The organism is Actinomyces sp. HMSC065F12 (genome assembly GCF_001814535.1).
Taxonomy (GTDB): Bacteria; Actinomycetota; Actinomycetes; order Actinomycetales; family Actinomycetaceae; genus Pauljensenia; species Pauljensenia radingae_A.
Window position 1 is genome coordinate 1 of sequence record NZ_KV816953.1, and the last position, 13,149, is coordinate 13,149.

Consider the following 13,149-nt stretch of genomic DNA (forward strand, 5'->3'; position numbering starts at 1 on the left):
CAGTGTGAACTACATCACACTATTATGTGGGTGTCCATCAGACCAGTCAAAGCCCTATCCCTCTCCACCGTCGCATGCTGATATCTCAACGCCACCTCGACATCCGAATGCCCGCCACGATACAGCAGCTCAGCTAATGTGGCTCCCTGCTGCGCATACACCGTCAGTCCGGTATGCCGCAGGTCGTGGAACTTAAACCACGGGATCCCCGCTTTCTCTCGCGCGCGGTTCCACGCTGCCCTGAGCGTGTTCGGATGCACTGGCATCGACATGTCGCCCTCACGGTGAAACACCAGCCCGCCAGCCCCTACTGCTGCCCACTCGTCCAGGTGCGCCTGTATGACCGGCACGAGTGACGCGGGGATGCTGATTGTGCGCCTGCCGGTCTCGCTCTTCGGAGGCACCACCACAGGGCCACGACCCGCAAGGTACTGTATTTGCCGCTCCACACGCACCACCGGCGAGCCGGTCAGCGTGAAGTCTTTGCGCCTGAGCCCGATAATCTCACCCTCACGTAATGCGCACCACGCAGCCAGCAGGACAGTCAGCCTCAGGTTTGGTGGCATCGCGTCAGCGCACGCCAGCACCTCTGCTGGTGTTGCCACTTGACGCTGTGGGTCTGCGACTGGCTTGTGCTGCTGCCCACCCTGCACGCGGCACGGCGACGAGGCGAGTTTACCGGCCTTGACTGCTGCTCCCAGGCACGACGAGAGTGTCATATACAAGGGCCGCGTCACGCCCTGGCCGCGCTCCTTCATGCTCTGGTTGTACCAGTCCTGCACGTCACCGGGCGTGATGAGCACTATGGGAGTACTCCCGAACACCTCCCTGAGCTGCCTGACCCTGTACGTGTATGTCTGGATAGTCTTTTCAGCCCTGCCAATACTCTCCAACGACGCGAGCCAGCGCTCCGACCAGTCGGTGAACGTCAACGCTGCGGCCTGCTCAGCCTCCAGCCGTGACACGCGTTCCTGCTTCTGCTCTTCCTCGCTCTGCCACGTGCCGGTAGCGATACTGGCCTGCACTGTGGCTAGCCATTGTTCTGCCTGGCGCTTGCGCTCAAAAGTGATCGGCGCGTTGTGCCGCTGGCCGTCAGGCGCGCGGTAGCGAGCTTGGTATCGGCCTGATTCGAGTTTGCGTATTGTGCCGAATCCCCGTTTGCCAGCCATGCGTCGTGCCCTCGTTTCTATATGTGGGGCACAAGTTCTGGTGTGCCCCAGAGGCGTGCCCTCCACGTGCCCCACACGAGTGTACCCCACAGTCACCGCAGTACCTCACAGACATTTCGACGAATGCGAGAAAACCGCACCAGAGCAACGAAAAACCCCGCCACCTCAACGAGGCAGCGGGGCAATAGTGGAGATGGGGGGAATCGAACCCCCGTCCGACAGCCGCCCCCGAGGTCTTCTCCGGGTGCAGTTTGCCAAAAGATTTTCGACCCGCCTCTACTGACAAACCAGATGAGGCAAGCTTAGTCAGCTAAGTGTTGACGACCGCCCACTGACAAGGCGCCCATCCAGTGGCTCCCTAAACGACGCCAGGATCCGGGCTGGGAGCATCACCCGGGCTGACGGACTAAAGGCTCTCAAGCCGCAATATCAGGCGGCGAGAACGTAGTCGGTGCGATTCTGTTCGGCACCTATTGGTTTGCACGCATCGTTGACGAGATGAGCATGCGTCCTCGACCCGCTTCCCCTCGATTGACGACCACCGTCGAAACCGATCATCCCCTATGTAATTCACAAACCCGTCGCCGCGCCGCTTTCGCAGCTTCACCAGCGCCGGACGTTTCAGTATAGCGAGCAGTCGGTACACTTTCAATAGCCAGTTGAAACCAGCAAGGCCGGCCACCCTCGTCAGTGACGAGCCTGCTTCACGTAGCGCCGCATCGCACGCTCAGCTTCACGCTTATCCTGAGCCTCGCGCAACGCCTGACGCTTGTCCCACTCCTGCTTGCCCTGGGCAAGCGCAATCTCAACCTTGACGCGCCCGCGCACAAAATACAGTTCCAACGGCACAATCGTCATACCTTTGGCCTGGCTGCGCTGTTCCAGACGTGCAATCTCATCACGATGCAGCAGGAGCTTGCGCTTACGGGTCGGCGTGTGATTGTTCCAGGAACCCTGCGAATACATGGGAATATTCGCCTGATAGAGCCACGCTTCCCCATCGCGCGCTTCCACCCACGCATCAACCAACGACGCGCGTCCCATCCGCAGCGCCTTGACCTCGGTCCCGGACAGGACAAGACCGGCCTCAAACGACTCATCTATCGAATAGTCATGCAGCGCCTTCTTGTTGCGTGCAATCATCTTCTTCGCGTCAGAATCTTCCTTGCGCTTCTGCGCCTCGCTCAGTTTCGGTTTCTTCCAGTCCTTCGGCATGTCCCCTCCTCCCAGGATTGACGAGGGTACCCTCCAGCACCGCTCAATCAGCAGCCACCCATTCTACAGGAAATCGGTCGGATCAACGTCCACACCGTCCTGCATCAACGACAGGTGCAGGTGACATCCGGTCGCATACCCCGTCGCACCGGTATATCCCACAACGGTCGAACGGTCCACGTGAGCACCCACCGGCACAGCGAAACTCGACAGGTGCACGTGCGCAGAAACCCACGAATGACCGTTAATCATGCCGTGGTTGATGTACAGCACGTTGCCGCCGGCCGTCTCCTGCTGAGCAGCCACCACCGTCCCCGGAGCAATCGGATACTGGGGAGAACCACACGGAGCAGCAAAGTCAGTTCCGTTGTGATACCTGTCCACACCCAGAATCGGGTGGTGACGCCACCCAAAGGGAGAAGTGATCTGCAGCGGAATATGCAGCGGAGAGGTGAACATGGATCCAGCAGGCGCGAAGTTGCCTGACGTGGCTGCCTGCTGAGCTGCTGCGGCGCGGTTAGCGGCATCGATCTCAGCAAGTTTGGCACTCATCGCGTCAAATTCTTCCTGCCACTTGGTCAACTGGCTCTGAGCCGTCTTCTTCTGGCTCTCCCATTCTTTCTTCTTCTGATCGCGATCCGACTTCATCGCCGTCAATTCGCTCAGATGTTTATCGGCTTCTTCCTTGGAGGTGCGCGCCTGCTCGGATGCCTGGCGTGCTGTCTGTTCAAGGTTTGCGATCCGCTCCGTGACAGCTTCCTGACGCTGCGCCTGGTTTTCCTGGCGAGCCTTCAACGCCAGAGCCTCATTGAGCGCACGGGTGTGCGAACGCATCAACGTGTCAGCTGCAGCTGCACGATCCCCGATTTCTCCCGTCCCCTGCGAGGTCAGAGCCAGCAGTTCTGGGCTGGACATGTCGCCGCGATACATTTCACGGGCGAGGGCACCGATCGCCTGGTTGGCTTCGTCTTGCTGCTTTTCAGCTTCATCAATTTCCCGAGCGATACGGCTCTGCTCAGCTTCAGCACTGTCGAGCTGGTCAAGCGCCAACTGGTGCTGGCGGTCAGCCGCCTCGAACGCCTGCTGCGCTGACTTCAACTGAGCTTCAGCCCCCGGGATCTGACCGTTGAGACGTTCCAGATCCACATACACCTGCGCCAGTGACGAATCAATTCCCTCAAGCTGACTGGTCAGCTCATCAATATGCTGAGCCGAGTCCGCCTGCTTGCGAGCCACCGAGTCGCGATCATCATCACCGTCAGCTGCGGGCATCAGCACTGCAGGTGATGGCGCGGCCTGCGCTGGGGCTGCCAACGCGTCGCCATCAGCGCGGCCGGCGATGCCTAGAGCACTGATAAACGCAACCGTTGTTCCCACAGCGAGGGCGGCACGGCGGCGGCGCCCTCGAACCTGACGAACCTGACTCATCGCACCCTCGCTTTAAACCTTCGTATACTTTGCCAGCGAGAACGCCGACGCGACTACCGCCAGCAGCAGCGCTGCCACAACCAGCACCGGAGTCATAATCCACACTTCGCGCATGCCGACAAAGCTTGTCCACTTGAACGCCGGAGCGATCCACCCGCCGATCACGAACTTCACACCCAGGAAGAGCGACCCAACAGCGAGCAGCGCGCCAGTCAGAGCGGCCAGAGCACCCTCGATCATGAAGGGAGCCTGAATGAACAGCGAGGACGCACCGACAAGTCGCATAATCGACGTCTCACGTTCCCTGCTCATCGCGGACAGGCGGATCGTCGTTGTGATCAGCAAGATTGCCGCCACAATCATGACGCCGGCCAGCCCCAGTGACATCAGCTTGGCTTTGTCGATCACGGAGAAGAGCGGCTCCACAATTTCGCGCTGATCCTTGACCTGCGCCACGCCGGGAGTGCCGGAGAATTCTTCCTTGATGATCGAATACTGCTGAGGGTCAACCAGGCGCACGCGGAACGAAATCGGCATCATGTCCACCGTGGTCCACTGCGTAATCGGGTTCTCCCCCATGATTTTCTGGAAGTTCTCGAACGCTTCTTCCTTCGATTCTTCGTACACGTCCTTGATCAGTGGGGCCAGCTCACCGGACGTCAGCTTGGTACGCACCGCGTCAATCTGGTCGCCGGTGGCTTCCTCGGCGTTACACGAGGGGATCTCATCGCCCTGTGCGCACATGTAGATCGACACTTCGATCTTGTCGTACCAGTCGGACTTCATGCGGTTGACCTGCATCTGCGCCAGGCCGGCCACGCCGACGAACAGCAGTGACACGAAGGTGACGATGATGACGGCCACCGACATCGCGCGATTACGGGTCAGGCCTTTGCCGACCTCGGAAAAGATAAAGCGTAGTTTCATCCCTCGATCACCTTGCTGCTCCGTAGACACCACGGGACTGATCGCGCACCACTGTGCCGTCCTGAAGCTCGATGACGCGTTTACGCATCTGGTTGACGATGTCGGCGTCGTGCGTGGCCATCACAACAGTGGTGCCGTTGCGGTTAATGCGGTCAAGCAGGCGCATGATGCCCAGCGACGTATCCGGGTCAAGGTTGCCGGTCGGCTCGTCAGCCAGCAACAGGGACGGCCGATTCACCATTGCGCGCGCGATCGCCACGCGCTGTTCCTCACCGCCGGACAGTTCGTGAGGCAGGCGTTTTTCCTTACCCGACAGTCCCACCAGTTCCAGCACGTCCGGTACAGCCGTCTGGATCGCGTGCTTGGGTTTTCCGATGACCTGCATGGCCAGGGCGACGTTCTCATACACGGTCTTTGATTCGAGCAGCCGGAAGTCCTGGAAGACCGTTCCAATCTGGCGGCGCAGTTTCGGCACGGCCCAGCGTGTCAGTTCACCAACATCGTGCCCCAAAACCCACACATGCCCCGAAGTGGCGATATTTTCTCGCATCACCAGCTGCAGGAACGTCGATTTGCCGGAACCTGATTTGCCCACCAGGAAGACAAATTCTTCGCGCTCAACCTCAAGGGACACATCGTCGAGGGCGGGGCGCGCACCCGGCTTGTACACCATGGTGACGTGGTCAAATCGAATCATGAACAGAACGCCGTTTTCATCAGACAACAGATCATTGTCAGACTATGGGCATTCGCCCTCATGGCCGGCGTGCGACACGCGGACGCGCGCATTCTGCGCGCGTCACCACCTCACATCAGGCCGATTCAGCTTCGTTCTGCTGGTTCTTGCGCCAGCGAATCCCTGCGTTAATGAAATCGTCAATACCGCCGTCGAACACGTCCTGCGGGTTCCCTGATTCGAACTCGGTGCGCAGATCCTTGACCATCTGATAGGGCTGCAGGACATAGGAGCGCATCTGGTCACCCCACGAGGCTTTCACGTCGCCAGCCAGTTCCTTCTTCTTGGCCTGCTCTTCCTCGTGACGCAACACCAGCAGACGTGACTGCAACACACGCAGGGCTGCCGCGCGGTTCTGGATCTGAGACTTCTCATCCTGCATCGACACAACAATGCCGGTCGGCAAGTGGGTCATACGGACAGCCGAATCCGTCGTGTTCACGGACTGGCCACCAGGCCCCGACGAGCGGAAGACGTCAACTTTCAGATCCGACTCAGGAATATCAATGTGGTCCGTTGACTCAATCAGCGGGATCACCTCGACGGCGGCAAAAGATGTCTGGCGTCGGCCCTGATTGTCGAACGGGCTGATGCGCACGAGACGGTGCGTACCGGCCTCCACTGACAAGGTGCCATACGCGTAGGGTGCCTGCACCTCGAAGGTAGCGGACTTAATTCCGGCTTCTTCCGCGTACGAGGTATCCATCACTTTAGTGGGATAGCCGTGGCGCTCCGCCCAGCGCAGGTACATCCGCATGAGGATTTCGGCAAAGTCGGCGGCATCCACACCGCCGGCACCTGAACGAATGGTGACCACGGCGTTGCGCTCGTCGTATTCACCATCCAGCAATGTGCGGATTTCCAACGATGACAGGTCATCACGGATTGCCTGCAGATCATTTTCCGCTTCATCCAGCAGATCGCCCGACTCATCGGAATCTTCACCTGCCAGCTCCACCATCGCTTCGAGGTCGTCAATACGCTCTTCCATGGTGGTGAGGCGTTCGAGTTCATTTTGCGCATGCGACAGTGCAGTGGTCACTTCCTGCGCATGTTCCACGTCATCCCACAGGTCAGGTGCGGCCGCCTGCCTGGACAAGTCAGCAATCGTGGATCGCAGCTTATCCGGCTGGGAGACAGCCAGAATATTCTCCATAGTGGTGCGCAGTGCTGGTATTTCTTCAGAAAACTCGATGGTCACCCTCCCACTGTAAACGATCGAGGGCAGCGATCAGGACTCCCCTGCTGTTATACATCTGACCCACCGCCGATAAGCGGCCGACCGTGCGATGCCTCAACGTTTCATGTCACACCAACGTTTATTTGACCACTTCTTTACTTTGCGGCGCGTGGCAGGAGGCCGCTCGATTTTTCAATGGCGACTGGAAAACCGCATGTTGGCGCGCGACTCCCTCGTTCATCGCATAAGAAAACCCCTACCCACACGCACGGCACCTCAGGGGTAAAAGACGTCCTTATTGTGGACCCTCGGCACCGATATGGGAATACCTTGAAGTAAAAATAACCAAATAATGGAAAGGTAGTCGGCAAAGTCTTCCGCGTCTGCCACAATTTTTCCATGACCGATTTAGATCTTTCTCGCTTAAGCGATTCCCTGCAGTCACAGTTCCACGCGCTCCAGGAGCGCAACCCGTCAGAACCGGAGTTCCTGCAAGCCGTCTACGAAGTGTTCCTGTCACTGGGACGCCTCGAAGGCAGCCGTCCTGACGATGACCGTTACTCCATCATCACGCGTCTGTGCGAACCTGAACGCCAGATCATGTTCCGCGTTCCGTGGGTAGATGATGACAACAACGTGCGCGTCAATCGCGGCTACCGCGTTGAGTTCAACTCGGCGCTTGGCCCCTACAAGGGTGGCCTGCGTTTCCACCCCTCCGTCAACCTGTCGATCATCAAGTTCCTCGGCTTCGAACAGATCTTCAAGAACTCCCTGACCGGCCTGGGAATCGGCGGCGGCAAGGGCGGTTCCGACTTCGACCCCAAGGGCAAGTCAGACGGCGAGATCATGCGTTTCTGCCAGTCCTTCATGACTGAGCTGTACCGCCACATCGGTGAAAACACCGACGTCCCCGCGGGCGACATCGGTGTGGGCGGGCGCGAAATCGGCTACCTGTTCGGACAGTACAAGCGCATCACGAACCGTTACGACGCGGGTGTGCTGACCGGCAAGGGCATCACCTGGGGAGGCTCCGAGGTGCGCACCGAGGCAACGGGTTACGGCCTGGTGTACTTCACCGACGAGATGCTCAAGGCGCAGGGCGAATCCCTCGACTCCAAGTGCGTGACTGTGTCCGGTTCCGGAAACGTCGCACTGTACGCCATCCAGAAGGCACAACAGCTCGGCGCTCACGTGGTAACCGCTTCCGATTCGTCCGGTTACGTGCTGGACGAGGACGGCATCGACTTCGAACTGCTCCAACAGATCAAAGAGGTCGAGCGCGGCCGCATCAAGGAGTACGCCGATCGGCGTCCTTCCGCAAAGTTCGTTGAAGGTGCAAAGCCGTGGGAGGTTGCCTGTGATGTGGCACTTCCGTGCGCGACGCAAAATGAACTGGACGAGGCGAACGCACGCCAGCTCATTGACAACGGTGTGCATCTTGTTGCTGAGGGTGCGAACATGCCGACCACTCCGGAGGCGACCGACCTGTTCCACGATAACCGTGTCCTGTTTGCTCCTGGAAAGGCATCGAACGCTGGTGGCGTGGCGACCTCAGCTCTGGAGATGGAGCAGAACGCTGCTCGTCATCCATGGACCTTTGAGCATGCCGACAACCGTCTCCACGAGATCATGGCGACCATTCATGACAACTGCTTGAGTGCTGCCAATGAGTACGGCGCGGAAGCTGATTACCAGACTGGCGCGAACCTGGCTGGCTACCTGAAGGTGGCTGACGCCATGCTGGCGATGGGTGTCATCTGATTGACTCATCACGAGTAATCTGACAGGCGCCGCAGCGGATCTCACACTGCTGCGGCGCCTGAATGTTCAGACGGTGCGCGCCGATGAGGACTGCGTCATGGTGGGCGCGGCAACGCCTTGCAGAACGGGCGGCAGCAACGGCAATGTGGCCTGAGTGCGCACAGTGACCTGAATGACGTTTTCTCCGACCGTCAGATCCGTTATGTCTACGCCCTGCCCCACTGCGCACGTGGTCGTTAACAGGCGCTCCAGGGTTCTGAAGGCTTCCTGCCTCGCCCCGCTTTCAGATGGCGCTGCGAGTTCGGCGCCACCTTCGCCGTAGTAGTTCTCCGCAGACAGTACTGCTGCGCCTGCTGCAGAGATTCGATCAGCGCAGCTCAGGAGCGCACGTTGTTGAAGGTGAACGGACGTGACAACCACGCCGACTGCTACGGCCAGCAACGCCACTGTGACCAGCCCGATGAGCAAAACAGTGATCCGGCCGTCCTCACTGTGCGGCTGATGCGCAGCACTCCGGTATCGGTTCCTATTCAATGCGCACCCCCTCGATGACTGCCTGCGTCGTCGAGGAGACGGGGAAAACTCCGCGAGCGCCGATCCACGATGGGATCAAGGGCAGCGGAACAGTTGTGGAGACCGTGACCGTCAGAAGGGCGCCGCTGGTGGAACATGACGGGTCGCAGCGCGTCGTGACTGATTCTGGAGCGGGCAGCCCAAAATCTGCGAAGATGATGTGCGCCTGCTGTGATGCAAATTCAGTGCGCTGCGGATCCGCCGACAGAAGCCGTGCGGCTTCACGGGAGGATGATTCACTTGCGAACGCCGCCGCCTGCACTGATGCAAGGGTGACAACGATGTACAGCGCGGGGATGACCAGCACGACCATCATCATGATGAATTCGACGATGGCGTTCCCGTCTTCACGTATGTCTCGCGCGGCCCTGGTGTCCCTCACGGTTCGGTTCCTTCTGCCTGGGCGGTCGGCTCACCGTCTTCCACCAGTGAGCGTCCGTGCACGGTGAGCCAGTTGGGTGGGCCCCACGTGAGGAACACAGGCATCGTTGTACGTACTGTCACGACGAGGGCGTCCTGCCCCTGCCACTGGTGGTGGGATGTCGAAATGTCACGGGGGCGTCCCTGCCCCAAAGAATCATCGAGCAGGTCGCCGGTTCGCTGGATGGCATCTGCGTCGACCGCGCCGACCAGGGCTCCTCGGCGTGCTCCCTCACTGGCGGCAGAGATCGCCAGGTTACGGGTGTGCAGGGCGAACGCGGTTTGCAGGAGGATCAGGAAGACGATGACGACCAGTGCCTGCATCATGGCGTGTGCAACCACCTCTGAGCCTTCTTCGCTCCAATGCGTCCGCTCCTGCGTTGTCATGGTGGCCTTACCCGAAGTTGACGGAAGACAATGCCTGTTCCAGCATGTTTTGCAGTTGCGGACCGGCGATCGCCCATATTCCGATGACGAGGGCGACGGTCATGAGCGTGATGAGGACCCATCCGGGTACGTCGCCGCGGTCTCCCTCGTCAGGCTGTGTCGGCAGGTGGATGAACCTGTCTGTCAGTGTTGCGATCCATAGGAAGAAGGTGTGCATCGGGTTTCTCTCTTTTCTGTCGGTGCGGTGGTGGTGTGGTATTGGGATATGCATGTCACGGTCCGATCTGGAGGGCAAGCAGCCCGGGGTACAGTGCGAACAGGACAGTGATGGGCAGGATCAGGAAGACGATCGGGAACAGCATGGCGATCTCTTTCCTGCCACCTTGTTCCATGAGTCGTTGCCGAGTTACTTCGCGAATGTCGCGCGCCTGGTCGTGCAGGGTCTGAGCCAGTGGCGCTCCGCGTTCGATGGCGGTAACAAGGGTCTGACACAGTCGTGACAAGTTGGGTGAATCATTGCGGGCGGCAAGGTCGGTCAGTGCCCGCGTGGTGGCACGGCCCATCCGTATCTGAGTGACCGTGTGGTTCAGTTCGCGGGCCAAGTGCGACTGGGAGATTCCCGCCACACGCGACAAGGCTGCCGGCACCGATTCACCGGCACCGATTGCCAGTGCGAGCAGCTCAGAGGCGTCAGGGACACTACTGTCCAGTTGACGCTGTCGACGCCTGGCCTGCACACTCAGGAGCTGGTCCCACAGTGCGGCCCCCGTCAATGCACCCACCGCCAGAGCACATATGAGTGACATGATTCCTGCGGGGGTGCGGTGAATCAGCGGGATGATCGCAACTGCGGCCAGGAGCATCAAGCAGGTTGCCGCAATGAACTGGTGCAGGCGAAAAGTGGCGAGCTCCCTGCCCGAGCCGAGCAGTTCCAGGCGGCGAACAACGCTGGTGGATGTGGAGCCAATTGCGTCCATTACGCGTGCGAGCCACTGCGCCGCCAGTGAACGTACCCGACTGCCCGGCATATCGGAAGGCCACGTGGTGTCCGAGCGCTGGCTCCACACGCGCACGGCGAGCAGATTGTTGCGGGCACGGATGGCAATCGCCAGCTGCCATATTCCAATACCCAGAGTCATCCCTATCGCGACAGCCGCCCACGTCATCCCATTCATCGCAGGGTCCGCCGTTCCGTTTCCAGTTTGCCGATCTGCTTCATCACGAAGTACGCGACGACCGAGACCAGTGCCCCCACACTGAGGATCACCACGCCTTGTGGAGTGGAAAACGCGCTGGCGGCCTGGGCCTGTGCGGAGATCAACACCAGCACGATCCACGGGGCTGCCACTCCCAGCCTGGCTGCGTTAACTGTCCATGACTGGCGCGCTTCGAGTTCTCCGCGGATGCGTGCATCTTCACGCAGCATGACTCCCAGGTCTCGCAGCAGGACCGCCAGGTCTGATCCGCCGACATCGCGTGCCAGGCGTAACGCTTCGATAATGCGGTCTGCCACCGGATCGGCGAGCCGGTTTTTCAGTCCCGTCAGCGCATGGTCGAATCTGCCGTCAGCGCGGTACTCCGTACTGAACGTGAGGAAATAGGGACGCAAGATTCGCGGTCCGCGCTCACCGCAGTCGATGAGCAGTTCGGGCAGGGAAGCACCCGATCGGATACCTGCCACCAGTTGATCCACCACATCGGGCCACGCCGCTCGAGTCTGCCTGGTCACGCGCGCAGCGCGACCCACGATCACCATGGTGGGAACGGGTGCGATCATCAGTGCGACCACGATGGCCACGGTCCATGTGCGTGTGTAGGCCAGCACGCCCAGGAAGACACCACTCATGATCGCCAGCGTGACCAGGACGTGCGTGCTGCGGGTCAGGGAGGAAATTCCGGACCTGATCAGGATGTCGTTCCACGCCTGCCACCAGTTCGGTGACCACCTCGGCAATTGAGGTGTGCCGACGAAGGCCAGGAGGATGCAGTCCACACCGATCCCCAGGACGATTCCGATCAATGTGGCGCTCATGACGGCCCACCCGTCAGCAGGGCACTCAGATCATGGTGGGCCAGAGCGAAGCGTTCATGCGCGTCAAGTGCGCCTCGGCCTCGCACCCACGTGGCACCGTCATAGCACCACAGATCTGCTGATTCGATGCGCATCTCCTCGACTCGTCCGGGCACGGCGAGCACCTCGGACACAACGCGTGTGCCGTCGTGGTTGCGTTCAACGTGGCACACGATGTCAACGCTGTGCGCAAGCGTGGGGACAACGAACTGAGGGGTGACGTTTTCGCCGGCGAGCAAGGGGAGCATGGACAGTTTCGACAGTGCTTCGCGGGCCGAGTTGGCATGCACGGTCGCCATTCCTGGAACACCCGCGTTGAGTGCGAGCAGCAGGTCGAGCGCTTCTGGACCGCGCACCTCTCCGACGATGAGCGTTTCGGGGCGCATTCGCAGTGATTCACGCACCAGGTCACGCAGCGTGATTTCGCCTGTGCCTTCCATCGAGCTGGGGCGTGTCTGCATCGCAATGCAGTCGCGAGCCGGCAATGCGAGTTCGAAAACTTCTTCACAACTGATGACGCGGCGCGCGCCCGGGATTTCTCCGCATAGTGCGCGCAGGAGTGTTGTCTTTCCTGCCTGGGTGGCGCCCGACACGACGATGGATAAGCCACTGTCCACGGCGGCGGAAAGGAATTCAGCAACATACTCGGGCAGCATGGCCACATTGACGAGGTCGCGCAGCGAGCGGGCACGTTGAATGTGTTTGCGAATGTTGACTGACCAGTGCTGGCCGGTCACGGGAGGGATCACGACGTGCAGGCGTTCCCCGCCGGCCAGCATTGCATCCACGAAGGGTGCTGACAGGTCAAGGCGCCGGCCCGAATGGTGCAGCATTCGTTCCACGAGGTCTCGCACCTGCTGGTCGGACAGGATCAATGTGGTCAGCTCGGGTTGGCCGTTTCGCGCGATGAAGATGCGCGAGGGGTCGTTGATCCACACTTCTTCAACCTCTGGATCGTCCAGATACCGCTGGAGGGGGCCAAAGCCGATAACCTCGGCCAACAGGTTTTCTGTGTGCTCGTGGATTTCGTCGGGGGTGAGCGGCCCGAGCATCTGCGTGACGGTTTCCTCGGCCAGCTGCCGGGCGCGTTGGGTGTGCGCGAAAGGGTCGATGCCGCGGGATGCGAGTGCGCTGCGCAGCTGTGTGGCTGTATCGGGCGTGCTCGCCATCGTGCCGTTCCTTTCGCGTTGCAGTGGGCTGTCCTTGTGATTACTGTCACCGAACGTAGCAAAGTAGCATCCTGATGGGAACCCTTTCTACTGAACTGTGGATAACTTCGGGT

General features: G+C 60.1%; 14 protein-coding genes and 1 other RNA gene. 1 reads left to right on the top strand and 14 read right to left on the bottom strand.

The features are described 5' to 3' along the window. Positions 1 to 14 precede the first annotated feature (14 nt). From xerC to prfB, 7 genes are all read right to left on the bottom strand, one after another. The gene (gene xerC, locus HMPREF2975_RS02400; RefSeq protein WP_070725549.1) at positions 15 to 1,169 is read right to left on the bottom strand and encodes a site-specific integrase; all 1,155 of its coding nucleotides are present in this window, start codon (positions 1,167 to 1,169) and stop codon (positions 15 to 17) included. Positions 1,170 to 1,354: 185 nt separating this feature from the next. Next, positions 1,355 to 1,731: a transfer-messenger RNA gene (gene ssrA / locus HMPREF2975_RS02405) on the bottom strand. Positions 1,732 to 1,856: 125 nt separating this feature from the next. Next, positions 1,857 to 2,384 (bottom strand): SsrA-binding protein SmpB, encoded by a 528-nt coding sequence (gene smpB, locus HMPREF2975_RS02410; protein WP_058236136.1) that lies wholly within the window; start codon positions 2,382 to 2,384, stop codon positions 1,857 to 1,859. A gap of 63 nt (positions 2,385 to 2,447) precedes the next feature. Then, positions 2,448 to 3,812, bottom strand: a complete 1,365-nt coding sequence (locus HMPREF2975_RS02415) for a M23 family metallopeptidase (protein ID WP_070725551.1) — start codon at positions 3,810 to 3,812, stop codon at positions 2,448 to 2,450. 12 nt (positions 3,813 to 3,824) lie between these two features. After that, on the bottom strand, positions 3,825 to 4,739 hold the full coding sequence (gene ftsX, locus HMPREF2975_RS02420) for a permease-like cell division protein FtsX (RefSeq protein ID WP_058236138.1): 915 nt from the start codon (positions 4,737 to 4,739) through the stop codon (positions 3,825 to 3,827). A gap of 7 nt (positions 4,740 to 4,746) precedes the next feature. After that, the gene (gene ftsE / locus HMPREF2975_RS02425) at positions 4,747 to 5,436 is read right to left on the bottom strand and encodes a cell division ATP-binding protein FtsE (RefSeq protein WP_058236236.1); all 690 of its coding nucleotides are present in this window, start codon (positions 5,434 to 5,436) and stop codon (positions 4,747 to 4,749) included. Between the two features lie 115 nt (positions 5,437 to 5,551). Further along, positions 5,552 to 6,676: a peptide chain release factor 2 gene (gene prfB / locus HMPREF2975_RS02430; protein WP_070725556.1), complete on the bottom strand. Its 1,125-nt coding sequence runs from the start codon at positions 6,674 to 6,676 to the stop codon at positions 5,552 to 5,554. A gap of 378 nt (positions 6,677 to 7,054) precedes the next feature. Between prfB and gdhA the strand changes: the two genes are divergently transcribed. After that, on the top strand, positions 7,055 to 8,416 hold the full coding sequence (gdhA, locus tag HMPREF2975_RS02435; protein ID WP_058236140.1) for an NADP-specific glutamate dehydrogenase: 1,362 nt from the start codon (positions 7,055 to 7,057) through the stop codon (positions 8,414 to 8,416). Between the two features lie 66 nt (positions 8,417 to 8,482). Here gdhA and HMPREF2975_RS02440 read toward each other — a convergent pair whose 3' ends face one another. The 7 genes from HMPREF2975_RS02440 to HMPREF2975_RS02470 are packed head-to-tail and all read right to left on the bottom strand — an operon-like array spanning position 8,483 to position 13,036. Further along, a complete protein-coding gene (locus HMPREF2975_RS02440) occupies positions 8,483 to 8,950 on the bottom strand; it encodes a hypothetical protein (RefSeq protein ID WP_141757258.1) in 468 nt (155 codons plus the stop codon). Continuing rightward, positions 8,943 to 9,371 carry a hypothetical protein gene (locus HMPREF2975_RS02445; RefSeq protein ID WP_058236142.1) on the bottom strand — a complete coding sequence of 143 codons (429 nt, stop codon included), beginning with the start codon at positions 9,369 to 9,371 and terminating at the stop codon, positions 8,943 to 8,945. The genes HMPREF2975_RS02440 and HMPREF2975_RS02445 overlap by 8 nt, the downstream gene beginning before the upstream one ends. Beyond that, entirely contained in the window at positions 9,368 to 9,796 is a 429-nt protein-coding gene (locus HMPREF2975_RS02450; protein ID WP_058236143.1) for a TadE family protein, read from the bottom strand. The genes HMPREF2975_RS02445 and HMPREF2975_RS02450 overlap by 4 nt, the downstream gene beginning before the upstream one ends. Before the next feature lie 7 nt (positions 9,797 to 9,803). Further along, on the bottom strand, positions 9,804 to 10,013 hold the full coding sequence (locus tag HMPREF2975_RS02455; protein ID WP_227469142.1) for a hypothetical protein: 210 nt from the start codon (positions 10,011 to 10,013) through the stop codon (positions 9,804 to 9,806). Positions 10,014 to 10,068: 55 nt separating this feature from the next. After that, positions 10,069 to 10,971: a type II secretion system F family protein gene (locus tag HMPREF2975_RS02460; RefSeq protein WP_070725559.1), complete on the bottom strand. Its 903-nt coding sequence runs from the start codon at positions 10,969 to 10,971 to the stop codon at positions 10,069 to 10,071. Beyond that, complete coding sequence (locus tag HMPREF2975_RS02465) at positions 10,968 to 11,828, bottom strand: type II secretion system F family protein (RefSeq protein ID WP_058236145.1); 861 nt, start codon at positions 11,826 to 11,828, stop codon at positions 10,968 to 10,970. The genes HMPREF2975_RS02460 and HMPREF2975_RS02465 overlap by 4 nt, the downstream gene beginning before the upstream one ends. Beyond that, positions 11,825 to 13,036: a TadA family conjugal transfer-associated ATPase gene (locus HMPREF2975_RS02470; protein WP_058236146.1), complete on the bottom strand. Its 1,212-nt coding sequence runs from the start codon at positions 13,034 to 13,036 to the stop codon at positions 11,825 to 11,827. Before HMPREF2975_RS02470 ends, HMPREF2975_RS02465 begins: the two co-directional genes overlap by 4 nt. Positions 13,037 to 13,149: the final 113 nt, after the last annotated feature.